20 protein-coding genes are annotated in these 23,962 nt (G+C 48.3%); 16 read left to right on the forward strand and 4 right to left on the reverse strand.

The window, feature by feature from the left end:
* The first annotated feature begins 40 nt into the window (after nt 1-40).
* From ACFQZR_RS20320 to ACFQZR_RS20330, 3 genes are read left to right on the forward strand one after another with little or no spacing between them, the layout of a single operon-like run.
* Complete coding sequence (locus ACFQZR_RS20320; protein WP_379349298.1) at nt 41-1,609, forward strand: TerB N-terminal domain-containing protein; 1,569 nt, start codon at nt 41-43, stop codon at nt 1,607-1,609.
* A 9-nt stretch (nt 1,610-1,618) separates the two neighbouring features.
* Complete coding sequence (locus ACFQZR_RS20325) at nt 1,619-2,938, forward strand: ATP-binding protein (RefSeq protein WP_379349300.1); 1,320 nt, start codon at nt 1,619-1,621, stop codon at nt 2,936-2,938.
* Nucleotides 2,935-5,124 (forward strand): DEAD/DEAH box helicase, encoded by a 2,190-nt coding sequence (locus ACFQZR_RS20330; protein ID WP_379349302.1) that lies wholly within the window; start codon nt 2,935-2,937, stop codon nt 5,122-5,124. Before ACFQZR_RS20325 ends, ACFQZR_RS20330 begins: the two co-directional genes overlap by 4 nt.
* A 76-nt stretch (nt 5,125-5,200) precedes the next feature.
* Here ACFQZR_RS20330 and ACFQZR_RS20335 read toward each other — a convergent pair whose 3' ends face one another.
* Together ACFQZR_RS20335 and ACFQZR_RS20340 are read right to left on the reverse strand one after the other, a co-directional pair.
* A complete protein-coding gene (locus tag ACFQZR_RS20335) occupies nt 5,201-6,859 on the reverse strand; it encodes an MFS transporter (RefSeq protein ID WP_379349304.1) in 1,659 nt (552 codons plus the stop codon).
* Between the two features lie 25 nt (nt 6,860-6,884).
* Entirely contained in the window at nt 6,885-7,313 is a 429-nt protein-coding gene (locus tag ACFQZR_RS20340) for a MarR family winged helix-turn-helix transcriptional regulator (protein ID WP_018758585.1), read from the reverse strand.
* 271 nt (nt 7,314-7,584) lie between these two features.
* On the opposite strand from ACFQZR_RS20340, the gene mutT reads away from it, so the two are divergent.
* The 13 genes from mutT to ACFQZR_RS20405 all read left to right on the forward strand — a co-directional run bounded on the left by mutT (nt 7,585) and on the right by ACFQZR_RS20405 (nt 22,570).
* A complete protein-coding gene (gene mutT, locus ACFQZR_RS20345; RefSeq protein WP_379349307.1) occupies nt 7,585-7,995 on the forward strand; it encodes an 8-oxo-dGTP diphosphatase MutT in 411 nt (136 codons plus the stop codon).
* A complete protein-coding gene (locus ACFQZR_RS20350) occupies nt 7,996-8,328 on the forward strand; it encodes a phosphoribosyl-ATP pyrophosphohydrolase (RefSeq protein ID WP_379349309.1) in 333 nt (110 codons plus the stop codon).
* A 56-nt stretch (nt 8,329-8,384) separates the two neighbouring features.
* Nucleotides 8,385-10,049, forward strand: coding sequence for a PucR family transcriptional regulator (locus ACFQZR_RS20355; RefSeq protein WP_379349311.1), 1,665 nt, complete (start codon nt 8,385-8,387; stop codon nt 10,047-10,049).
* A 242-nt stretch (nt 10,050-10,291) separates the two neighbouring features.
* On the forward strand, nt 10,292-11,467 hold the full coding sequence (locus ACFQZR_RS20360) for an iron-containing alcohol dehydrogenase (protein WP_379349313.1): 1,176 nt from the start codon (nt 10,292-10,294) through the stop codon (nt 11,465-11,467).
* A gap of 33 nt (nt 11,468-11,500) precedes the next feature.
* Nucleotides 11,501-12,934: an APC family permease gene (locus ACFQZR_RS20365; RefSeq protein ID WP_379349315.1), complete on the forward strand. Its 1,434-nt coding sequence runs from the start codon at nt 11,501-11,503 to the stop codon at nt 12,932-12,934.
* Nucleotides 12,935-12,949: 15 nt separating this feature from the next.
* Nucleotides 12,950-13,531 carry a DUF3156 family protein gene (locus ACFQZR_RS20370; protein WP_379349317.1) on the forward strand — a complete coding sequence of 194 codons (582 nt, stop codon included), beginning with the start codon at nt 12,950-12,952 and terminating at the stop codon, nt 13,529-13,531.
* Between the two features lie 8 nt (nt 13,532-13,539).
* The gene (locus tag ACFQZR_RS20375; protein WP_379349319.1) at nt 13,540-15,030 is read left to right on the forward strand and encodes an aldehyde dehydrogenase family protein; all 1,491 of its coding nucleotides are present in this window, start codon (nt 13,540-13,542) and stop codon (nt 15,028-15,030) included.
* Between the two features lie 135 nt (nt 15,031-15,165).
* Nucleotides 15,166-16,629, forward strand: a complete 1,464-nt coding sequence (locus tag ACFQZR_RS20380) for a CoA-acylating methylmalonate-semialdehyde dehydrogenase (protein WP_379349321.1) — start codon at nt 15,166-15,168, stop codon at nt 16,627-16,629.
* Nucleotides 16,630-16,650: 21 nt separating this feature from the next.
* On the forward strand, nt 16,651-18,003 hold the full coding sequence (locus tag ACFQZR_RS20385) for an aspartate aminotransferase family protein (RefSeq protein ID WP_379349323.1): 1,353 nt from the start codon (nt 16,651-16,653) through the stop codon (nt 18,001-18,003).
* A 15-nt stretch (nt 18,004-18,018) separates the two neighbouring features.
* Nucleotides 18,019-19,152 carry an alanine dehydrogenase gene (ald, locus tag ACFQZR_RS20390; RefSeq protein WP_379349458.1) on the forward strand — a complete coding sequence of 378 codons (1,134 nt, stop codon included), beginning with the start codon at nt 18,019-18,021 and terminating at the stop codon, nt 19,150-19,152.
* Between the two features lie 270 nt (nt 19,153-19,422).
* Nucleotides 19,423-20,307 carry a copper amine oxidase N-terminal domain-containing protein gene (locus tag ACFQZR_RS20395; protein WP_379349325.1) on the forward strand — a complete coding sequence of 295 codons (885 nt, stop codon included), beginning with the start codon at nt 19,423-19,425 and terminating at the stop codon, nt 20,305-20,307.
* A gap of 79 nt (nt 20,308-20,386) precedes the next feature.
* Entirely contained in the window at nt 20,387-21,595 is a 1,209-nt protein-coding gene (locus ACFQZR_RS20400) for a copper amine oxidase N-terminal domain-containing protein (protein ID WP_379349327.1), read from the forward strand.
* Nucleotides 21,596-21,781: 186 nt separating this feature from the next.
* The gene (locus tag ACFQZR_RS20405; protein WP_379349329.1) at nt 21,782-22,570 is read left to right on the forward strand and encodes a nucleotidyltransferase domain-containing protein; all 789 of its coding nucleotides are present in this window, start codon (nt 21,782-21,784) and stop codon (nt 22,568-22,570) included.
* A gap of 79 nt (nt 22,571-22,649) precedes the next feature.
* Here the strand turns inward: ACFQZR_RS20405 and ACFQZR_RS20410 are convergent, their stop codons facing one another.
* Together ACFQZR_RS20410 and ACFQZR_RS20415 are read right to left on the reverse strand one after the other, a co-directional pair.
* Nucleotides 22,650-22,949, reverse strand: coding sequence for a DivIVA domain-containing protein (locus ACFQZR_RS20410; RefSeq protein ID WP_379349330.1), 300 nt, complete (start codon nt 22,947-22,949; stop codon nt 22,650-22,652).
* A gap of 190 nt (nt 22,950-23,139) precedes the next feature.
* Nucleotides 23,140-23,871, reverse strand: coding sequence for a Crp/Fnr family transcriptional regulator (locus ACFQZR_RS20415; protein WP_379349331.1), 732 nt, complete (start codon nt 23,869-23,871; stop codon nt 23,140-23,142).
* Between the last annotated feature and the right edge of the window lie 91 nt (nt 23,872-23,962).

The following is a 23,962-nucleotide window of genomic DNA, read 5'->3' on the forward strand; positions in this document are numbered from 1 at the left end:
ATTCGAGTCGGTTGACGACCTTTGAGGTGTTCAAATTCTAATGACGAATCACAATCATGAAGTGAAATTTGCAGAAATAGAGATCGACCAAGGGGAGACGCAGAACTCGGGGCTTTCAATACCGTCGCGCCCACAGACATCTGCGATCGAACAAGGATCGAAGAATCAGGAAACCGCGGCACCAGCAGCGATCCAAGAAGCGAAGAATTACCCTACGGGGGAGCAGCGATTTCTGGAGCGGGCGAGACAGATGGAGCACCATGTTGAAGCGGAAGTGCCGTTCGTTCCTTTTATGACGTATTGGCCGACGTATGCCAACATGAATGAATCGCAGGCCAAGTGGTACTATTATTGGCGGAACGAGGTGCGAAGCGGGAGGTATCCTGAGTCGGATTTATCGTATATTTTTCTCCACATCTATGAATTGATTAATGGCGTAGGCTGGCAGGAGCCCATGGAAGGGTACCGGGCATTGCTTGCGTTATGGGATGCATACCGAGCCCAATATGCGAAGCTTAACTTCTATATCGTGGACTGGGTGTCGGACTTCGTGCTTGTACATCGGCTGGATGTTTCTTTTCAAGACATCATGCGTCGCTCGACGTACGGCTTGAATGGGGAGCTGCTCGATCTGGAATTGATGCGCGGACTGCATGCGGAACCGGTTGACGTCTCCTGGGATATGCTGCAGAAGCTGTCCAATTATAATGTGCAGCAGAGCAAGTTCTATTTGGGTGACGGTCAGGTTCATATGGAAGCTTATGTTCCGCGCGTGGTCACCCTTGTTGACGCTTATTATCGGAAGACACAGGGACGCAGACTGATTGAGATGTTCCAGCCGGGCAAAGAAGTGCAGCGAGAGCGATATCTATTCGGTAGTGCGGTGTATGATACGTCGTTATATGGCCGAACGCTCACGGTCCATGCCGTTCAGATCAGCGAGCATAAGCTTTTTCGGGATTTCGTAAGCCAGTTGATTCGGTATTGCGAGAATCAGCTGCGTGATTTATGCGGCTATAAAGGGAAGTTGAGAGGTGTGCGAATCGACGCTGCACTAGAACCACTGATTACTCGGGCGCTGCAGACGGAATTCGAACGGCAGGCTGCCCTGGAGCGAGTGGAGTCGGAGGTACAGATCGATACGGATCGATTGCTGCAATTGCAGCGTGATTCCGATCATGTGCGTGAATTGCTGACGGTAGAGGAGGAGACGGTTCAGGAGTCGGACCGCGTATCGGTGGGTGAGACGAACGTGGCGATAGAACCGTTGAACGTCGATACAACGCAGCATGAGGTCTCTAACTGTGTTGAGCCAATGGCTAAGACTTCAGCCTCAACCCCTGAACTAGCGGGCAGCGAGCATCTGGATGATAGTTGGCAAGCTTTCCAAGCAGCATTGACACCTGCTTATCGTGCGGCTTTATCGGCCTTGGTTCAAGGGATGTGGGATACGGAAATGTTCATGATCGCACGTGAACATAGCACGATGCCGGCACTCTTGATTGATGGCATGAATGATTTGGCGATGGAGACGATTGGGGATTTGATCGTGGATGGTGATGTCCTCGTTGATGAATATATCGATATGCTTAAGAATCTATTAGGGTAAGGTGATGAAATGCAAGAGATTAGAATCCCGAGGCGTGTCACAACAGCGCTAGTCAATTCCTTAACGGCTGGTGTCGTGCCGCGTATTGGGCTAGAGCACGTAGCGGTCGGACGCAAACCGGAGATCGAGGCGATTCTATCGGATCTGGATAATATCGCAGAGGGCGGGGCAGCGTTCCGCATTATCTCAGGCCGTTACGGAAGCGGCAAGAGCTTCCTGCTGCAGACGATCCGTAACTATGCGATGGATCGTAACTTCGTGGTCGCGGACGGTGATTTATCCCCAGAGCGGCGGCTCGTCGGTACGAAAGGGCAAGGTCTGGCTACTTATCGTGAGCTCATGATGAACTTGTCCACGCGTACTAGACCTGACGGCGGGGCACTCGAGACGGTGCTGCAACGATGGTTCGGTGCACTTCAACAGCAAGTCATGCAGGAGAAAGGTCTCGCGATGGATGATCCTGCCTTGAATGCCGAAGTGGAGCAGCGCATCGTCCACGTCACGAACGAGATGCAGAATATGGTGCATGGGTTTGATTTTGCTCGCGTGCTATCGGCGTATTGGAATGGATATCGCATGAGTGACGATGAGCGGAAACAATCGGCTATGCGCTGGCTGCGCGGCGAATACCCTACGAAGACGGAGGCGAAGCAAGCGCTGGGCGTTGGTGTTATTATCGATGACGACAATTGGTATGATTATATGAAGTTATGGTCGGAGTTCACCGCGAAAATCGGTTATGCAGGATTGCTCCTATTCATCGATGAGGGCGTCAATTTGTACAAAATATCGAATAGCATTTCCCGTACGAGCAACTACGAAAAATTGCTGACGATGTTCAACGATACAATGCAGGGCAAAGCAGAGCATCTCGGCATCTATCTGGGCGGCACGCCGCAGTTCGTGGAGGATCAGCGTCGGGGCTTGTACAGCTATGAAGCATTGCGTTCCCGCCTGATTGAAGGTCGATATGCGAAAGACAAATTACGTAATTACGCGGGGCCGATTCTGAAGTTGGACATGCTGTCCTATGAGGAAATCCTGATCCTCTTGCAGCGATTAAGACAAATTCATGCCCTGCATTTCGGTTACACACCGTCAGTCACTGATGATCAGATGATCGCCTTCATGAAGCTAGCCGTCGGCAGACTTGGGGCAGACGAGCTGTTAACGACGCGTGAGATCGTGCGCGATTTCCTGGATCTGCTGCATACGCTGCATCAACATCCGGATAGCAACTTCGAAGTATTGCTCGGTGAACGTCATGTGCAGCCGGCCGCTGCGAATCCCGATGAAGTTGATGATTTCTTGGCGGAGTTCGAGCTATGAGTGATCATCCATTCTATCGGCTGGCGCCGTTCATTCAAGAATATATTTATCGGAAAAGATGGGACACGCTTCGCGAAGCACAAGTCGAAGCGTGCCGGGTGTTATTCGATACGCCGAATCATTTGCTCATCGCATCTGGGACTGCATCCGGGAAGACGGAAGCGGCGTTCTTCCCGGCACTAACGGAACTGCATAATCAGCCGTCACAATCGGTCGGCATTCTCTATATCGGGCCGCTCAAAGCGCTCATTAACGATCAGTTCGAACGGCTGAAGGAACTGCTTCAAGAAGCACATATCCCGGTCTGGCATTGGCATGGCGACGTTCCACAGTCAGAGAAAACCAAGCTTGTACGGGATCCTTCAGGTGTTCTTCAGATTACGCCGGAATCGCTCGAAGGGCTCTTAATGAATAAGCCGAACGCCATCCCAGCCTTATTCCATGATCTGAGATACATCATCATCGATGAAGTCCATGCCTTTATGGGCGCAGATCGCGGGATGCAGGTGCTCAGCGAGATCGCTCGGATTGAACGTATGGCAGGCTGCAGACCAAGGCGAATCGGACTGTCCGCCACCCTGAGTGATTATGCCACGGCATCTGAATGGCTTCGCGCGGGCTCAGCAGATGGCGTTGAAGTGGTTGCCCCCCAAGGAGGACGTAAGCTTCGCCTATCCATTGAGCATTTCTCATTCCCCAGCGCAAGGGATGAAGAGCAAGCGGAGCAGCTTGCGAATGCAAGCCGTGCTTATTTTGACTACATTTACGATCATACGCGGCTAAAGAAAGCACTCGTCTTCACGAATAGCCGCTCCGACGCAGAGCTCGCAACCCTTGAGCTGCGACGCACGGCGGCAAGACGGCAGGAGCCGGATGTGTTCCATGTGCATCACGGCAGCATCTCTGCCATGCTGCGAGAAGAAGCGGAAGCTGCGCTGCGGACAGGCCATGGGCCAGCCGTGGCGATGGCGACGGTGACGCTCGAACTTGGAATTGACCTTGGCGAGCTGGAGCGGGTGGTGCAGCTGGAATCGCCGAGCAGCTGCTCAAGCTTCGTGCAGCGGCTCGGTCGATCCGGGCGGCGCGGCGATATGCCTTCGGAGATGATGTTCGTCATTCCCGAAGAGGAGGACGAACAGGCGCAGCTGCCCGCGCGAATGCCTTGGACGCTGATGCGAGCCATTGCCATCATCGAGTTGTATGTACGGCACAAGTGGGTGGAGCCGCTAAGCCTTCGGAAGAAGCCTGTCGGACTGCTGTATCATCAGACGATGAGCGTCTTGAAGAGTATGGGGGAAGCGGAGCCGAAGGACCTAGCGCGAATGATTTTGTCGTTGCCCCCATTCCAGCATATTTCGCCGGAAGAATATCAGCAGTTTCTGCAATATTTGCTACAGACCGATCACTTGCAGCGGACCGAAGTGGGCGGCCTGATTATCGGGCTGACGGGGGAGAAGACCGTAAATAACTACAGATTCTATGCGGTCTTCCAAGATGACGAAGAGTATGTCGTCTATAACGGCTCGGAAGAGATCGGCTCCATTACGACGGTGCCACCGCCCGAATATTGCTTCTCGCTTGCCGGCAAGCTGTGGAAGGTCATCGAGATTGATCGCAAACATAAGGCGGTCTATGTGAAGCCATCGCTGGGCAAAGTAGATACGTTATGGCTCGGAGGCAGAGGGGACATTCATACGGAAGTGATGCGCAAAATGAAAGATGTGTTAGCGGACGATACGATCTATCCGTATCTTGCTCCGCGTGCCGTGAATCGTCTGCAACGTGCGCGGCGACTCGCTCGTGAGAGCGGCTTGCTGGAGAAGACCGTCATCCCCGCAGGGGGAGACTCGATGTTCATCCTGCCATGGATCGGTACGAAGCCATTCCGTACGTTGGAGAGGCTGGTGAAGCATAGACTGGCAGATCGGCTTTCGCTACGTTCGATCGTACCGATGGAGCCGTATTATATGGTCATCTCGGGGCGAGCCGATGCAGAGAGCCTTCTGGCAGAAATTCAGGCTGAATGTACGCACGATGTGGACCCGATGGGACTACTGAAACCCGATGAGTCGCCTTATCTGGGCAAATATGATGAATTTGTCTTGCCTGAACTGGTTCGCTTGGCATTTGCTGAGGATGGACTGGATGTGGAAGGACTGCGCGCAGCACTGCGTGCACAAGAATAGGCAGTCATAGCATTAGAACAATAAAGGAGCTCCAACCTTTTGGTCGGAGCTCCTTTTCGTATATCATACGATGGAATTAGTTCATACTATCGCTTGCGAGCACTTGCTTCGTGCTTGCATCGATACCTTCAGTCTTCGCTTGCCCGTCACCTGCAGCAGGTGCGGGTGCTGAGTTGGAAGTACGAAGCGGGATTTCTTTCAAGAAGAAGACCAACCCAAGCGCAAGGACTAGCACAATCGTACCTGTTAAGAATACCGTAGACAAAGTGGAGCTTAGTGCATCGCGGATCATATCCAGCATTTTGGTGAACAACGGTTGAATATCAGTTGGCAATTTCGCCATCGTCGCATCAATCAGTGGTTTGTTCATCAAGGTCTGCGGATTTGCGAACCCTGCTAATTGCTTCGCAATATTCGGATCCATTTTCGTCATATCGACGCCATGGGCTGCAGCGGACTGCATTTTGTCTGTAATATTATGCTTCAGGCTCGTCGCCATAACGGAACCCATAACAGCAATCCCGATTGTACCACCTAAGTTACGGAACAACTGCGATGATGCTGTTGCAACACCGATTTCCTTGTGCGGTACGGCATTTTGCGTAGCGAGAGAGAAGACCGGCATCCCAAGTCCAAGACCAATACCGAAGACGATCATACTGATTACAGCCGTCGTTACATTTGTCATGAAGACCATGATGGCCATACCAGCGATCATGATCGGTATGCCAAGCATAGCGAAGCGTTTATATTTTCCGATCTTTGAGATCTTTTGACCAGTGATGGCAGCGGTAATGACCATGAAGATGGACATTGGCATTGTGACATACCCTGCATAAGTCGGCGAAATTTGAAGAACCCCTTGCACGAAGAAGGATAAGTAGATCAAGGCGCCCATCATTCCGAAGTTCATCATGAAGCCAATTAAGTTGGATACGGTAACGATACCGTTTTTAAATAAAGACAGCGGCAGCACAGGGCTTTTCGCGTGTTTCTCGACAAAGATAAATATGATTGCAGATATAATCGTAGCTGCGAGTAATCCTAGGATTTGCGGTGATCCCCATTTATATTCGGTGCCCGCCCAAGAGAAGGCAAGTAGTAATGGAACGAGTGACGTTGTCAGGAAAATCGAACCTAAGTAGTCGATCGATTCTGATTTTTTGCGATCCACTTTCGGGAACAAGAAAATAATCATGAAGAATGCGACAACACCAAGTGGTAAGAAGATCCAGAAGATCCAATGCCAATCCATGTTATCGATCATATAACCACCGAGCGTAGGCCCGATGACACTCGAGAATCCGAATACGGCTGTCATGAGTCCAGTCCATTTACCACGTTCACGCGGCGGGAACAAGTCACCTACAGCGGTAAAGGAAGTCGCCATAATAATCCCTGCGCCAATCCCTTGAATCCCCCGATACGTAATAAATTGATAGACATCGGTTGATGTCCCGGTCAGGAAGGCCCCGACCATGAAGAATAAGATCCCGGCTAGCAGGAATGGTTTACGTCCATAAATATCGGACAATTTACCGACCAATACGGTCGCGATCGTCGACGTCAACAAATAAATGTTAATCGTCCATGTGTATAGATCCATACCGTCCAGTATGGAAATAATGCGCGGCATGGCGGTACTACCAATCGTCTGATTGATCGCCGCGAAGAACATGGCAGCCATGATGGCGACCATGATCGTAATTTTACGTTTCAAGGATAAATGCTCCATGATGTTTTCTTCTACTCCTTTTACTCTATTTATCTATCTTTGCAAGCACTGTCGTCAAAATTCGCTTCAAGTGCTTGATATCTTCGTCCGGTAATGAACCGAAGAACATCGCGATGGTTTCTTTCTGGTCTTCCATCACTTGATGTGTGATCTGTCTGCCCTCCTCCGTAATCTGAATGTAGACGACGCGCCGGTCATCTTCTGCACGTGTACGTTCAATGTAGCCTTCCGACAATAGTCGGTCGGCTGCGCCAGTCACGGCACCTGAAGTAATGCATAAGGCTTCTGCAAGCTGCGACACTTTCTGCGGACCATGCTGCTCCAGTTTGAAGAGCATTTTGAATTGAGGGAGGGTCAATTGGTGAACCATACGTTTGTTCCAATTCTGAGACATGCTCTTGATTAGCGTCTTAAATAAGGTAGATACTTCAACCAATTCTGTGTTGATCGGCATGTTGATTCTCCTCGAATGGCTTCGGGGTATGCACGATTCAGCATGTTCAACAGCAGCTAGCAGCAGCCCACCCCAATGCTCAGTTTATTTGCGACACATATTTTTTATGACTAAAACAATTCACTATCGAATATTTAGACAGTATAAATCTTTTGATTTAAAACGTCAATAGGTAAAGGAAAAGTGTACCAACAGGGAAAAACGTAAATAATAGGGTGGCAGAAAAGGCTTCAAATGATATTCTAATAGAAGAAAAGGATGCAGAATGAGGATGGAAGATATGAAATGGATTGAAGTTGCAGCCGCTATTATTGAGAATGAAGCAGGTTCGATTCTGATCGCGAGACGGAAGGCAGGGAAATCGCAGGCAGGATTATGGGAGTTTCCAGGCGGCAAAATAGAGCCCGGTGAATCCATCGAAGCTTGTATTCGGCGTGAGCTGATGGAAGAGCTTCAGATCGAAATCACGATTAAATCGTATTTCGGTATGCACGAACATCCATATGAGACGGCGAATATCCGGTTAATTGCCTATAAAGTCACATACCTTCGAGGGGATATCCGGCTCATCGACCATGATGCGTATCGCTGGGTACGGCGTGAGGAACTTACTGAGATCGCTTTTGCCCCGGCGGATGTACTGTTTGTTCAGATGCTGCAAGCAGAATTGGAGGAGAAATGAATGCCGACCCATACCTATAACAAGCTCGTTCGTGACTTGATTCCACACATTATTGAGGCACGAGGCAAAAGAGCGAATACGAGAGTATTAGAAGATTCCGATTATAAGGAAGCGTTGAAAGTTAAATATCGCGAGGAATCCCAGGAATATTTTGAAGCGGAGAATGATGGAGAGGCACTTGAAGAACTGGCTGATGCCCTAGAGGTCATCCGAGCGTTAGCGGCTGTACATGGGGCCTCTTGGGACGAGCTCGAACAAATCCGTGCGAAAAAGGCTGCAGAGCGCGGGGGTTTTCAAGATCGTATTTATTTGATCGATGTGGTGGAGGATTGAATAGATTCTCCATTTCCAGTAATATGAGGGTGATTTAGGGGAGGGGAAGCTCGCTTATGGAATTCATTCTAACCGTACATGACATCTTACAACGTCCTCTTTTTCAGAATGCGAAGGTAGTCGCGGGTGTTGGCGGATTAGCCCGTCGCGTGCGTTGGGTTCATATCCTTGAAGTATCGAATTTCGACCAATTGATCAATGGAGAAGAATTAATTCTGACGACAGGCATTAGCTTTCATTCGGATCCATCCTATGCCGTGAGTTATGTAGAGGAATTAGCGAAGCAGAATGCTTCTTGTCTATGTATTGAACTGGGCAAGTTTTTTGACAAAGTACCTGAGGCGATGATTGAGGCGTCGAATAGACATCAGCTACCACTCATTATTTTCCCGCATACCGTTCGGTTTGTGGATATTACGCAAGATCTACATTCGATGATCATTAATAGTCACCATCGCATTTTGCAAGAATTAGAGAGTGTATCAAGGGAATTCCATCGACTTACGTTAACTTCGCAAGGAGTTACTAATGTCCTTAAGCTCCTACATACGAGTACCAAAGCGCAAGTTATCTACGTCCCGACACAGGGGCAACCAACCTTCAACCCAGCGCTGCCGATCCAGAAACAGAAGAGTTTTTTGGAAGCGCTATCGAACCGAATTCCGGAAATGCCAGAGAATAAACCCAATGTCGTGCCAATGGAGTGGGAGTTCGATAACAAGACCATGATCCTGCAATCTGTAGGTGCCTTAGGGAAGACATGGGCCTACATCGTCATGGTGCTCGAACATCCGCCGCAGGAGTATGATTACCTCATTCTTGATTCCGCATCGTTATCCATTGCGCAGGATTTGCTACGCAAACGTTATATTGATGAACGTAAATTGTATACAGAGAACCTATGGGTGGACGACCTGCTACATGTCCGGATTAAGGACGAGGATCAGATTAAGTCGCTGATGGGTACAGATTTCAAACGTTTGAACGAGGCGAACTATCGGGTGTGCTTGATAGAATTCGATCAACATGGCGACCAGTCTTTTCATGCGGTGGAAGAGGGGACCGAGTCGATTGGGATTCATCTATCGATGGTACTCCGTTCGATCTTCGAGCAGCATTCCTTCTTGCCTCTCATTACGTTGAAGAATAACCGCCTTATCCTTGTTGCGATTGATCTGAATCCAAAACGTCCGTCGAAGATTCGATTGCAGCAGGTCTTTGAGTCCTTACAACAAATTCAGTTGGATGAGAAGATCGGCGATATCGATCTGCTCATCGGTGTCGGCCGCTCTTATGTTAAATTAATGAATGCTCATCACAGTTACCAAGAGGCAATTCGGGCGATCTCGCTCTATCCTTGCTTCAAGAAGCCCGTGATGTTCTTCGAAGACTTGGGTGTTTTTCAGCTGCTATTTAATATCGATAATCGAGAGATGCTAGAATCCTTTGTTCATAGCTATCTGGGTCCGTTAATCGAGCATGATGTGACAAGAGGCAGCGAATTAATTCGCACGTTAAAAGTCTACTTAGATCATGACGGATCGAAGCAAATTGCCGCGCAGAAGCTGTTCATTGTCAGACAATCGCTCTATTACCGCCTTGAGAAGATCGCAGAGTTGCTCGGTGCAGACTTTATCCAACCAGAGAACCGCATCGCCCTGCAGGTCGCGCTTCGTGGTTATCAGATGCTGAATCCGGAACGGCTATCGAATCAGGATTAGGTTCATTACGATATGGCTATGTACCGAAACGCTTACCAGTCGAATGCGGATGTGGTAGGCGTTTTGTCGTATGACACGACACATTTTAGACATTTTTGTCAAAAAAGTGAAAGATTCTACTTAACAATCTGTCTAATGCAATGAACCTAAAACAATTTATACTTAATTTCGTAGCACATTAGAAATGTTGTAATCGCTTTCAAATACCTCTTGCACAACGACTCAGGAAGGTGGTCAAAGGGATGCTATGGGATTTTCAATTTAATGTACCGACACGTATTGCGTTTGGAATGGGTAAGATCAACGAATTAGGTCATCACGTTAAAGAGTTCGGAGGGAGCAAAGTGCTTGTCGTGACCGACAAGGGATTAATCCAGTACGGCGTTGCTCAGAAAGTATTCGATGTGCTTGAGCAGGCAGGTGTGGATTATGTGGTGTATGACAAGACGAAACCGAATCCACGCGACACGGATTGTATGGAAGCTTATCATTTCGCGCGTCAAGAAGGCGTTGATCTGCTGATCGGCCTTGGCGGGGGCAGTTCAATGGATACGGCAAAAGCGGTAGGCACACTGCTCAGTCATGGCGGTTCGATTCAAGATTGGTATGGGCTCAACACATTGCAGCATGCGATTACTCCGACGATTTGTATCCCTACCACGGCAGGGACCGGCAGTGAAGTCACATTTTTCTCTGTCATAACAGACACTTCTACCAATTTGAAAATGAACATTCTGGACGTTCACGTGGCTCCTGTACTCGCACTGCTCGATCCAGAATTGACCCTCACTTTGCCTCCATCTGTCACAGCCTCGACAGGGATGGATGCATTGACACATGCGATTGAAGCCTATACGTGCAATATCGCAGAGCCAATAACCGATGCACTTGCTCTATATGCCATGGATATGATTATTACCAACCTCCCGAAGGCTGTACATGATGGTACAGATCTAGAAGCGCGTAAGAACATGCTTATGGGAAGTCTGATTGCCGGCATCGCATTTGGCAATTCCGACGTAGGCGGCGTTCATTGCATGGCGGAAGCCCTCGGCGGACTGTATGATACCCCGCACGGCGTGGCTAATTCAATCCTCTTACCTTATGTATTCGAATATAACATCCCTTCGAACCCTGCGAAGCATGCCGTTGTGGCAGAGCGCCTGGGCGCAATTCGCCAAGGTCAGTCGGATGAGGAGCTTGCTGTGGAGGGAGTTACTAGACTCATGGAGCTGGCCGAAACTGTAGGGATTCCCAAAATGAGAGATTTACATAACATCAATCCAGCTGATTTCCCGTATCTGGCCGAAGGCGCCACCAAGAATGTATCTGCCCCTAGTAATCCGCGTCCAGCGACACAAGAGGATTATCTTCAATTATTTCACAAAGCTTATGGTCAAATCGGAGTACAAGCTTAACGGTGTTAATTGGTCATTCGAGGAGGAAGATAAATGAGTGGAGTCAAGTTAAATCGGACATTGGGATTCTGGGCAGCTTATTCGGCATCAGTAGGGCTGGTCGTCTCCGGTACAGCGATGGTTTCCTTAGGAAATGGTTATGGTGTTGGAGGTCCGGCATTTAGTATTATTGCTTTTTTCGCTCTTATCGTTATTTTATGTGTAGCTTTATCTTACTCTGAACTAGCTGCCATGATCCCAGGAGCGGGGATGATTGGCGAGTATACGACACCTGCGTTAGGGAAGTTAGCAGCGATGTTCGCGGTACTCGCGGGATATATCGTACTCGTCGGAACGGATGGCGGCACGAACATGATTGTCGGAGGTCAGAGTATTGAGACATTGACCGGCATCCCATGGGTTCTGGCCGTCGTGATCATCCTTGTTGCCTTAGTCGCTGTCAATATGGCGGGTGTTGGCGTATTCGGCAAAGTGCAGACGATACTGGCACTGGGCATGATGGGCTTGCTAGGTCTGATTGGTCTATGGGGAATGACAGGCATTGGGCTGCACAGTCAATTAGATGTACAACCGCCTTTTTCGACGATGTCCTGGGGAGATCAATTCAAGACCCTCGGTGCAGCGATCTGGCTATTTATCGGGATGGAATTCGTCGCACCGCTTGCTGAAGAAGTGAAGAGACCGGGTAGAACGATCCCGATGGCGATGATATTCGGTTGTTTGACGATTTGGCTCGTAGACTTATTCTTTGGTCTCGGCATTACGAAATATATCAAGCTTGATGAACTAGCGGCTTCGACGATTCCTCACGTCGCAGGAGCCGAAGCCATGCTAGGCCGAGCAGGATTGATCCTGATGGGGGTCGTATCTATCCTTGCTGCGATTACAACCTGCGATACGTATCTTATGGCGATTCCAAGAATGCTGTACGGCTTGTCCAAAGAGGGCTTGATGCCGAAATTCTTCTCTTATTTGCACCCAAGAACAAGAACGCCATGGTATGGCATTCTATTCGTCACGGCACTGATCTCGATCGTTCTTGTCTATGCGGGGCTCAATAATGCCAATATCGGCTTTATTACGACGATGATTAATGTGGCTTGTGCAACTTGGCTCATGTCCTACATCATTGCCCAAGTTAACGTGATCGTACTGCGTCGGAAGTATCCGAATCAACATCGTCCATTCCGCACACCGCTGTATCCGCTTCCGCAAATCGTAGGCATTCTTGCATGTATCTATATGATCTATACCTTGTATGTGAATCCAACCGTATTAAAAATTTCGCTTGTAACCATTGCTTTGATTTTGATATTCGCGATCAGCTACTTGAAAGTGACAGGGCAGAAGCTTTTTACACCGGTGCCGCTCGATCAAGTCTATCGCGGCATTCAATCACGTAGCGAGTCCGATGGTTTAGCTGTGACGGGCAGCGAGCAAGATCCGAATTCACAAATTACAGCATAGAAGGGGGAAGCCGATATGGGCGTATATAGCATCGTAGATCGCCGCGCGAACCGGGCATTGAACCAGATCGTGGAGAAATTCCAAGCCATGATTCCGATTCTACATGCGGAAGATAATGCGATCGAATTAGACGGTTCGCAGTATGGCATGGATTCAATGAAGGCTTACCACAACATGATTAATAAATGGATGGGACGCGTCTATATTTATACCTGGGAGTTCTCGCTTCCGGGTATTTCCCTTGCCTCCGATGCGCGAATCAAGCTGCATTACCGAGGATCGACCCGAGGGCAGAATCAGGCACAATTCTTGCTCGTATCTGGAGATAGCGTCCTTGCCGATTTGTTGAATGGTGATCCAGAGCTGATCCAGCTATGCAATAAGATGGACGTTGATCAGATGGAGCTGAAGTATAATCGCACTTCGCAGAGGTGGACTGTACGGATCGCGCCGAATTATGGCGATTTCATCTGGGTACTTATTCCGCCGATGTCCTATGCGAGGAAACCAACAGCTGAGGAAGCAAGCAATACAGTACGATGTATGGAATTACTTGCGATACATATTGAACATCAACAATTAATTATGAGAGGATGATCAACATCATGTTAAATAAAGAACCAATGGCAATCGAGAATATGTATATTAACGGGAAATGGGTATCGGCGATGAGCGGGGAGACGCGAGAAATTGTGAATCCGGCCAATGGCGAAGTTATCGCTGTTGTGACAGAAGGAAGCAATGCAGATGCGGCAGCTGCGATTCAAGCGGCGAGAACGGCATTTGATCAAGGAGCTTGGCCAGAGATGCATGCGAGAGAACGTGCAGATTTGCTCCATAAAATCGCGGATCGCCTTGAACAACGGGTAGAAGAATTCGCGAAGCTCGAGACGCTAAATAATGGGAAGCCGCTGCGTGAAGCGGAGTACGATATTACCGATTCGATTAATCAGTTCCGATATTATGCAGGTCTTGCGTCCAAACCGCATGGAGTGACCTACGATGTACCGGATCAGATCCAAGCGATGGTTGTACGCGAACCGGTAGGCGTTGTCGGTCAGATCATTCCGTGGAATTATCCGCTTGTGATGGCAACACAGAAGATTGCGCCTGCTATAGCAGCGGGATGTACCGTCGTCATTAAACCAGCGGAGCAGACACCGCTTACGCTGATTCGTCTCTTCGAGATCATTGACGAAGTGGGATGTCCTCCGGGCGTATTGAACTTGGTGCTTGGCTTAGGGGCAACGGTCGGACATGAGCTGGCGAGCAGCCCGCTTGTAGACAAGGTAGCTTTTACAGGCGGGACTGAGACAGGGATTAAGATCATGAAGACCGCTGCTGAGACCATCAAGAAGGTGGGTCTTGAGCTGGGCGGCAAATCGCCAAATATCGTGTTCGCGGATGCGGATTTCGATACGGCGGTGGATTATGCGTTATTCGGGATTTTCGCGAATCAAGGGCAGGTCTGCTCTGCGGGATCACGGTTATTGCTCGAAGAATCGCTTGTCGAGACATTCATTCCGGAATTGGTGCGCCGTGCACAGTTGATTGAAGTCGGCGATGGCATGCAAGAGACAACAGAGATGGGACCGCTCATTAGTGAGCGCCAAATGCAGCGTGTGCTGGACTATATCGAGATTGGGAAGAACGAAGGCGCAACGTTATTGTGTGGAGGCTACCGTATCATGGACAACGGGCTCGACCGCGGTAACTTCGTCGCACCGACGATCTTCGGTGATACCACGCCAGATATGCGAATCGTACAGGAAGAAATTTTCGGGCCAGTATTGGCTATTCAGACCTTCCGAACGGAAGCGGAAGCGATTGCGCTCGCGAATGGAACGAAATTTGGCTTGGCGGGCGCCGTGTTCACGAGTGATGTAGCGAAGGCGCATCGCGTCATCCGTAAGCTTCGTGCAGGGATTACGTGGATTAATACGTATCATCCGACCTTCAATGAGGCGCCATGGGGCGGTTACAAGCAGAGTGGTATCGGCCGTGAGTTAGGGACCTACGGATTCGAAGAATATCTCGAGACGAAGCAAATTAATGTATCTTTACAGACGGCGCCTTCCGGTTGGTTCAGACATTAAGCGATAGGAACATATAATTTCTATTGTAGTAAAAAGTTTGATGTTTCTTCCTAACATCCTGTCTAATGTTTTGCATGAGGGAAGTCCCTATACTAAAGGTAACTTTTATATCATAAATCGCAGGAGGGTACGCAAATGTCTGAAGTAAAGACGCAAGTCATGACCATAAAGAACTATATTAACGGGGAGTGGATCGAATCCACGAGCGGCCGTTATGATCAAGTGCCTAATCCGGCAACGGGCGAGATCATCGCGCAGGTGCCGCATTCGAGTCGTGCAGAGTTGGATCAAGCAGCGGAAGCAGCGGCGAAGGCATTTGCCAGCTGGAAGAGCGTTGCCGTTCCGCGCCGAGCACGGATTTTGTTCCGTTATCAGCAATTGCTCGTGGAGCATTGGGAAGAGCTAGCGAAGATCGTGACGATGGAGAATGGTAAGAGCTATCAGGAAGCTTATGGTGAGGTTCAACGCGGAATTGAGTGCGTCGAATTTGCTGCGGGCGCACCGACATTAATGATGGGCAATCAACTGCCAGACATCGCGACAGGCGTAGAATCCGGGATGTATCGCTACCCGATAGGGGTTGTCGGCGGGATCACCCCATTCAACTTCCCGATGATGGTGCCTTGCTGGATGTTCCCTCTTGCCATTGCTTGCGGGAATACGTTCGTACTTAAGCCTTCGGAGCGTACACCGATTCTTGCGAATCGCCTAGCTGAATTGTTCGAGGAAGCAGGTCTTCCGAAAGGCGTCCTCAGTATCGTCCATGGTTCTCATGATGTCGTGAACGGAATTCTGGAGAACGAGCATATTAAGGCGGTTTCCTTCGTTGGTTCCCAGCCTGTGGCTGAGTACATCTATAAGACGGCTGCTGCGAACGGCAAACGTGTTCAAGCCTTGGCTGGCGCGAAGAACCATTCGATTGTCATGCCGGATGCAGATTTGGATAACGCGGTGACGAACATTATCGGGGCTGCTTTCGGATCAGCGGGCGAACGCTGCATGGCTTGTGCGGTTGTCGTTGCGGTAGGTGACGTTGCGGATGCGTTGGTTGATCGTCTGTTACAAGCAGCGAATGCGATTAAGATCGGTAACGGTATGCAATCGGATGTGTTCTTAGGCCCTGTGATTCGTGAAGATAACAAAGCGCGTACGATCAAATATATAGAGATTGGTCAATCCGAGGGCGCGGTTCTTGCGCGGGATGGCCGACTTGATCAAGCGGTAGATGGTGAGGGTTATTTCGTTGGGCCAACGATCTTCGATGAAGTGAAACCTGGTATGCAAATCTGGAAGGATGAGATTTTCGCGCCTGTCTTATCGATCGTTCGGGCTAAGGATTTGAAGGAAGCAATCGACATTGCGAACCAATCTGAATTTGCGAATGGAGCGTGTCTCTATACGGATAGTGCGAAGGCGATTCGTCAGTTCCGTGAAGATATTGATGCTGGCATGTTAGGCGTGAATTTGGGTGTGCCCGCACCAATGGCATTTTTCCCATTCTCCGGTTATAAGAAGTCGTTCTATGGAGATCTCCATGCGAATGGTCGAGACGGCGTCGAATTCTATACGCGTAAAAAAATGCTCACAGCTCGTTACTAATCTGGCGGAGGTGTTGAAGACATGTCAATCAAAAGTGAATCAATCGATATCATTGCAAAAGATCGTCAATACTTGTGGCACGCAATGTCCCCCTATAATGAGAACGTTCCGCCGATGGTCGTCACTTCCGGCGAAGGGTCTTGGATTACCGATCTGAATGGCAACCGTTATCTAGATGCCATGTCTGGATTATGGTGTGTGAATGTGGGCTATGGACGCGAGGAAATGGCGAAAGCAGCTTATGATCAGCTCGTTGCAATGCCATATTATCCACTAACACAGAGCCATATTCCTGCCATCGAGCTCGCGGCGAAGCTGAACGAATGGCTTGAAGGGGAGTATGTGGTCTTCTTCTCCAACAGTGGTTCTGAGGCGAATGAGACGGCATTCAAGATTGCGCGTCAGTATCATGATCAATCGGGGTCACCGAATCGGTATAAATTCATTTCCCGTTATCGTGCTTACCATGGCAATTCCATGGGTGCTCTAGCTGCAACAGGACAAGCGCAACGGAAGTATAAATATGAGCCGCTTGGCGGGGGATTCGTGCATGTGCATCCGCCAGATAGCTATCGTCGTCCTGCAGGCATGAGCGAAGAGGATTTCAATCTGCAATGTGCGCGAGAGATCGAAGATACGATCATTTGGGAAGGCCAAGAGACGATTGCAGCGGTCATCATGGAGCCGGCGATCACAGGCGGCGGTGTCATTGTCCCGCATCCGGTCTATATGGAAGAAGTACAGAAGATCTGCAATCGCCACAATGTACTGCTCATTATTGATGAAGTCATCTGCGGATTCGGACGTTCCGGCCGTAAATTTGGACATATGAATTACAATGTAAAGCCAGATATCGTGACGATGGCCAAAGGGTTAACGAGCGGCTATTTGCCATTATCGGCGACGGCTGTGCGCAAAGATATTTATGAAGCATTTAAGGGCAAGGAAGACTATAGCCATTTGCGCCATGTGAATACGTTCGGCGGTACACCTGCAGCTTGTGCGCTTGCGCTGAAGAATCTGGAGATTATGGAGCGTGAGAATCTCGTTGAGCGTTCCCGGATTCTAGGTGAGAAGCTGGAAGCGGGTATGGCAGAGCTGCTTGATCATCCGCTCGTAGGCGACATTCGAAGGTTCGGATTCTTAATGGGGGTAGAGGTGGTTCAGAATAAAGAGACCAAAGAGCCATTGCCGCTGCCTGCTGTAGGCAAGATCATTTCCGAATGTAAAGCGAAAGGTTTAATTATAGGGAAGAATGGCGATACGGTTGCGGGCTATAACAACGTGTTAACCTTCTCGCCGCCGTTATCCTGTACAGATGAAGACCTTGAATTCATTGTTAACACATTTAAAGAGGTTATGAACAACCAATAGGGAGTGGGAACAATTATGCTAATCGGTGTGCCAAAAGAGATCAAAAACAATGAGAATCGCGTCGGCATGACTCCAAGTTCTGTTGTAACCTACATCAATGCTGGTCATGAAGTGCTCGTTGAGACGAACGCAGGAGCGGGAATTGGTTTTACAGATCAAGATTACCTTGCAGCAGGCGCGCGCATCGTATCTTCCGCGAATGAAGCATGGGCGGCAGAGATGGTCGTGAAAGTCAAAGAACCGATCCCTTCGGAATATGGTTATTTCCATGAAGGATTAATTCTATATACGTATCTGCACCTTGCACCTGAGCCAGAGTTAACGAAAGCACTCGTCGAGAGTAAAGTGACAGCGATTGCTTATGAGACAATCCAATTGGATAATGGCAGCTTGCCATTGCTAACCCCAATGAGTGAAGTGGCAGGACGCATGTCCATTCAGATCGGTGCGAGATTCCTAGAGAAAGCGAACGGTGGTAAAGGTGTATTGCTGAGCGGTGTGCCAGGCGTTGCGCCAGCGAAAGTCGCTATCGTAGGCGGCGGGATCGTTGGTGCGAATGCAGCGAAAATGGCCATTGGACTCGGTGCAGACGTGAGTATTCTAGACATTAGCCCAGATCGCCTTCGTCAGCTCGATGATATGTTCCAAGGCCGTGTGAAGACGATTATGTCCAATCCATTCAATATTGCCGAGACCGTTCGTAACGCAGACCTCGTCGTAGGTGCGGTATTGATCCCTGGTGCGCGTGCGCCAAGGCTCGTAACGGAGAAAATGGTACAGAGCATGAGCCCTGGTTCCGTTATCGTCGACGTAGCGATTGACCAAGGCGGCTCGATCGAGACGATTGACCGCATTACGACGCATGATAACCCAACGTACGAGAAACATGGCGTTGTTCACTATGCAGTAGCGAATATGCCGGGTGCGGTAGCACGAACTTCCACGTTAGCTTTGACGAACGTAACCACACCATACGGTGTGCAAATCGCAAGCAAAGGCTACAAGCAAGCGGCGCTCGACAACAAGGCGCTAGCCAAAGGCATCAACGTTGTTGATGGCCAAGTGACCTACAATGCCGTCGCAGAAGCGCATGGATATACGTTTACGGATGTGTATACGGTGTTGAATCAAGCAGCGATTCACGCGTAATGAAAAGAGGGACATACCCGCGGGAGGCCACTGAAAAACTTACGTTTTTAAAGGCATGCTTTAAATCAAAAAGACGATATTCCGTTCGAATTCGAACGAAATATCGTCTTTTTCTTTTTATTCTTTTATTTTGATTCTTTCATAAGTGTAATGATCCGCTTGGGATTAACAGGAAAAATCGCCATGTGTTCCGGTACAAACCTGCAACTTTTCTGCTGCCCACCGCGTAAATATTAGTATATTCGTTAAATTTATCCAGGAGATGATTGGATGAGATGGAATAAATGGCTCACGCTCACAATGGGTACCGCTTTGCTGGGGAGTGTTCTCTTCGCGGGTTCACCTGCCTATGCCGCTTCCCCTTCGGTTTTCGTGAACGGAGAGCTTCAATACGACGCCATGATGGTCAAGGGAAATGCCATGATCAAATTGCGGGCGCTGACGGATACGGCGTGGATTGTTTTTGCTTATGATCCGAAGACGCGTGTTGTGATGTTTCATACGAAAGATAACAAGATAACGGTGCAATTGCGGGAAGGGGAAAAGAAGGCAACCGTGAACGGCAAATCCGTTCCGATTGACGCCGCAGTCGTGAACAAGAACGGACTGACGTATGTGCCGCTTCGGTTCATCAGCGAGACACTTGGCGCTTATGTGAAGTATAACGCGCAAGACAATCGTGTCATCGTGCGAACGCCTACGGCCCAGAAAGAATTTGAGACGCTGATGCACGGCGGCGATTTGAAGGAAGCACGCGAAATTGCGTTAAAACTGCCAATGATCTCGGGAGATGCGCCGCCTTTAAAATCGGGTGAAGGGTATCATCATTATGGTTTCACGTTCCCCGAAGGAGAGGCCTTGCGATTTATTTTCGATGATGCCGGATACGACTATGGGTACTACGAGGTTAATGATGAAGGACTACTAGCGATCAAGAAATGGCAGTATGATGATGTAGCTAAGCGTGAATGGGGCGTGAAGCCGAAGTTTAAAAGCTCGGTTTATTTCATGAATTATTTTATGGGTGGTGTATATTACTACGGCAAGACCGATGCTCAAGGGAACAATCAAGAGCTTGGCAAGCTTTTATCCGAAGAGGTCGATGGGAAAGTCGTTCCGATTGAAGGAGAGAAGCGCACGGATGCTAGACCCTAGCACTTAAGTTTTTTCATATTCATCATTAGGCGTGTTCTTACAACGTGATAGAGATTGTAGACATTGGAGGTCTTATTTCATGCATCATAAAAGAAAAATGTCTTCTCGAATTCTTACGGCGGCTCTAATCGCGGCTATGGCCTTATCGGTACCGATAGCGGCTTCGGCGGCGGGGGCGACGCAAGTGAATAAGCAAGTCCCAAGCGGTATTAAGGTTGTATTGAACGATGTCCAATTTCAACCGAAATCGGCTCCTTTCATCGAGAATGGAGTGCTCTATATGCCGTTACGGGATACAGGGGAGTTGCTCGGTACAATCGTGTTCTGGAACTCGACGACCAAAGTCATAACCATGACGTATCCGAATCAGTTCGTGAAGTTGAATTACGGATCGACGCAAGCGTTGGTCAACGGGAAGGCGGTACAATTGACGGCTCAGCTGCGGTTGGTAGATGGAAGGATGTACGTTCCGCTTCGTTTCTTCTCGGAAGCTATTGGCGCTGGCGTGGAATGGAGTCCATCGAAGAGTACGGTAACCATTACGAAATCCAATGATTTTGTGAAATATGAAACAGGCAGTACATGTTGGATGAATCGCAATACGGGGGAACTCTATTACGCGTATCCTTATGAACAACCACCGGTTCCTATCGGTAAGATAGAGCTGGATCATCCTCTTCAAGGGAACGTATCCATTGACACGATGAGCGTCCATTCGGGGGCCCGGATCGTTACCGTCGTGGATAATTACGGCGAGCCGCATGTGAACTATGATGTGTACAGCGTACTTCTAGTTAACAAAAAAATTGTAACGCAGAAGAAAGCGAGCTATTTCCAGCGTTACGGGTCTAATGTAAGATATTATCAATCTCTCGATTCGAATGCGGAAAAGTGGATTGAGCATTTTTTGATGACCGATGGCAAGACTTTGAGCGTGTATAATGATCAAGGCCAACTTGTCCAAGAATACGATCTGCCGAAGCTTGCTGGACAAGATGATGTATATACGATTGAAGGGATCGGCGATGATTACTTGCTTGTTCGGCCGAACAAGACAGGGCTGCTTATGTTGATTGATCTGAATGATCATTCTGTAATTGAGCTGTGCGACAAGCTGCTCACCAGCCAAGAGCTGGATTACGCGCACAATAATGATGTACCTTATCGTGGAGATGATTTGCAATATCACAGTGAATCAGCGGATGGGGATCTGATCTATTTTACACATTACAGCCCGTTTGACGGGAAGCATCATCTGTTGACCTATCATCGGAAAAGCGTGAATTAATCTGCAAATTCAAGAAGTATCCACGGCAGTGGAAGAAATATCGGAATCAGCGATACCCGTTCGAACGTGCAATCAACATAGCAATTCATAGGCATAGCCGAATCAGCCGGATCGTTGATTCGGCTATGTCCGATTTTGTTATTTTATCGTGAGAATCGTAATTTTCTAATCAGAGGAGGTGCAGTCATGTCAGATATTCAATCGATCATACAACAAGAGCTTCATAACATTGAACAAGAAGAGAATGTACGCATTCTATATGCTTGTGAGTCGGGAAGTCGTGCGTGGGGTTTTCCCTCTCAGGATAGCGATTATGACGTCCGATTCATTTACATTCGTCCAGTGGACTGGTACTTATCTATCTTCGATAAGCGAGATGTGATCGAACGTCCGATTAATGATCTGTTGGATATTAACGGATGGGATCTCAAGAAGGCGTTGAACTTATTCCGCAAATCGAACCCTCCGCTGCTCGAATGGCTTCAGTCGCCGATTCTCTACTTGGAGAAGTACACCATCGCAGAGCAAATCCGGCGCATTTCGCCGCTAACCTTTTCGCCGAAATCCTATATGTATCACTATCTGAATATGGCGAAAGGAAATTATCGGGATTATTTACAAGGTGATCGGGTGAAAATTAAGAAATATTTCTACGTGCTGCGTCCGATTCTGGCCTGTGCGTGGATTGAGCACTATAATGAAATGCCGCCTATGCAGTTCGATGTACTCGTGGAACGACTGATTCCTGAGGATGGGGAGTTAAGAGAGGTTATTCAAGAGTTACTAAGGCGTAAAAAAACAGGCGACGAGCTCGACTTCGAGCCTCGGATTCATCCCATCAATACGTTTTTGGAGGAGCAAATCAATGATTTCGAGCACAAAGCAGCCGGGTTAAAAGCAGTGGAAGGAGCACAGGATGCTGAGCTTGATGTCTTATTTCGCGCTGCTCTAGCGGAAGTGTGGAACGAGGGTTAATGAAATGGCTTATCAAATAGGGTACTAAAAAAGCAGACATCATCTCAATGTCTGCTTTCTTTAATCTGGGGATCCTGCATTAACCTTTTGTCTTACCCCAGCAAAACATTTCAAGCTCACGAACACGCTGCAGAAGATCGTCGGTATTGGATATCTCCACGTTTGCTGCATTTTGCATATCATAGATATGTTTCTGCATTTCCTTAAAAAGCCTTGCGAATAGTTCGTAATCCTTAATAATCTCATCGAGGTAAGCATCCACTTCCTCTTCATTGTACCCGCGCAGGGAACGGCTGAAATCCTTATTATGAATTTCTTGCGCAGTAAGTTTGATGCCCATTTCTTCGAGGGTTTTCATTTTTCCAAATCCGTTAGCCACGTTATATCACCTTTCTTATCCATATTCGCAAGCACAGCATGGAGAGGTGCTTACGAATGAAATGTTCCTAATTTCCAATGCATGGTTATTCTGTGAACGGGTTAGCCTAACTTTTATGAACCAAATCACATTCTAAACGTTATCGGTCTAACTGCATTGCCAGCTATTCTTTTGTTATAGTCATTACAGGCTATTCTAATATGGTGCCGTGCTGCCATTTGCGAAGCGCAGGAACTTCTTCGGTCTCCTGACAAATCCGCTCAAGGTGGTTCAAATCTAACACATAAATATATTTCTGCCTAATCTCGATAATTCCTTCATGCTGCAGATCATTAAGTGTCTTCGAGATCGACTCGCGTGTAATTCCTACCATGCTTGCAAGCAGTGAGTGATTGATTTTCATATCAATCTTGTAAGCGATATCATCTTGTTCATGTTCACCAAAATTATAATAAAGGTCCATGATCAAATTTGCAATTTTGGTGCGGACATCACAGAACGTTAAGTAGCGAATGGTACGATTTAAGACACGGACGCGTGCAAACATAATATCATAAGCTCGACGTAGGATGGGAGGATAACGATCCACAAGATCAAGGAAATCCTTCTTCGCAATTTGCCATGCCGCAACCGGCTCCAATGCTTCAATGGTCGCAATACGGTGACTATCACCAGTTAGTGCCTCGGCTTCGCCGATGACGTCGCCTGGGAAATGAATACCCATGATGACTTCTTTGCCTTCTTGACCTCGGTATACTTTAACCTTGCCGGACCTCAGGATAAAGATACTATCGCTCTGGTCATTCTCGAACATGAATACATGATTCTTCTTATATTGACGCTCTCGGAGCAGAGGAATAATCTGTTGCAATTCATCGATTGGAATATCAGAGAAGATCGGGACTTGATTAATTTCGATCATGTGTACCAATCCTTTCACGATGGGCATTCTACTTTATTGTAACATGATTCGACAAGATTCAAAAATTACTGGCAGCATGGATGGGGGATCA

This window comes from Paenibacillus sp. GCM10027629 (genome assembly GCF_042676425.1).
Classification (GTDB): domain Bacteria; phylum Bacillota; class Bacilli; order Paenibacillales; family Paenibacillaceae; genus Paenibacillus_K; species Paenibacillus_K terrigena.

Coding starts and splice junctions, on each gene's coding strand:
- ACFQZR_RS20320 (WP_379349298.1), top strand. CDS start 41: ATGACGAATCACAATCATGAAGTGAAATTTGCAGAAATAGAGATCGAC.
- ACFQZR_RS20325 (WP_379349300.1), top strand. CDS start 1,619: ATGCAAGAGATTAGAATCCCGAGGCGTGTCACAACAGCGCTAGTCAAT.
- ACFQZR_RS20330 (WP_379349302.1), top strand. CDS start 2,935: ATGAGTGATCATCCATTCTATCGGCTGGCGCCGTTCATTCAAGAATAT.
- ACFQZR_RS20335 (WP_379349304.1), bottom strand. CDS start 6,859: ATGGAGCATTTATCCTTGAAACGTAAAATTACGATCATGGTCGCCATC.
- ACFQZR_RS20340 (WP_018758585.1), bottom strand. CDS start 7,313: ATGCCGATCAACACAGAATTGGTTGAAGTATCTACCTTATTTAAGACG.
- mutT (WP_379349307.1), top strand. CDS start 7,585: ATGGAAGATATGAAATGGATTGAAGTTGCAGCCGCTATTATTGAGAAT.
- ACFQZR_RS20350 (WP_379349309.1), top strand. CDS start 7,996: ATGCCGACCCATACCTATAACAAGCTCGTTCGTGACTTGATTCCACAC.
- ACFQZR_RS20355 (WP_379349311.1), top strand. CDS start 8,385: ATGGAATTCATTCTAACCGTACATGACATCTTACAACGTCCTCTTTTT.
- ACFQZR_RS20360 (WP_379349313.1), top strand. CDS start 10,292: ATGCTATGGGATTTTCAATTTAATGTACCGACACGTATTGCGTTTGGA.
- ACFQZR_RS20365 (WP_379349315.1), top strand. CDS start 11,501: ATGAGTGGAGTCAAGTTAAATCGGACATTGGGATTCTGGGCAGCTTAT.
- ACFQZR_RS20370 (WP_379349317.1), top strand. CDS start 12,950: ATGGGCGTATATAGCATCGTAGATCGCCGCGCGAACCGGGCATTGAAC.
- ACFQZR_RS20375 (WP_379349319.1), top strand. CDS start 13,540: ATGTTAAATAAAGAACCAATGGCAATCGAGAATATGTATATTAACGGG.
- ACFQZR_RS20380 (WP_379349321.1), top strand. CDS start 15,166: ATGTCTGAAGTAAAGACGCAAGTCATGACCATAAAGAACTATATTAAC.
- ACFQZR_RS20385 (WP_379349323.1), top strand. CDS start 16,651: ATGTCAATCAAAAGTGAATCAATCGATATCATTGCAAAAGATCGTCAA.
- ald (WP_379349458.1), top strand. CDS start 18,019: ATGCTAATCGGTGTGCCAAAAGAGATCAAAAACAATGAGAATCGCGTC.
- ACFQZR_RS20395 (WP_379349325.1), top strand. CDS start 19,423: ATGAGATGGAATAAATGGCTCACGCTCACAATGGGTACCGCTTTGCTG.
- ACFQZR_RS20400 (WP_379349327.1), top strand. CDS start 20,387: ATGCATCATAAAAGAAAAATGTCTTCTCGAATTCTTACGGCGGCTCTA.
- ACFQZR_RS20405 (WP_379349329.1), top strand. CDS start 21,782: ATGTCAGATATTCAATCGATCATACAACAAGAGCTTCATAACATTGAA.
- ACFQZR_RS20415 (WP_379349331.1), bottom strand. CDS start 23,871: ATGATCGAAATTAATCAAGTCCCGATCTTCTCTGATATTCCAATCGAT.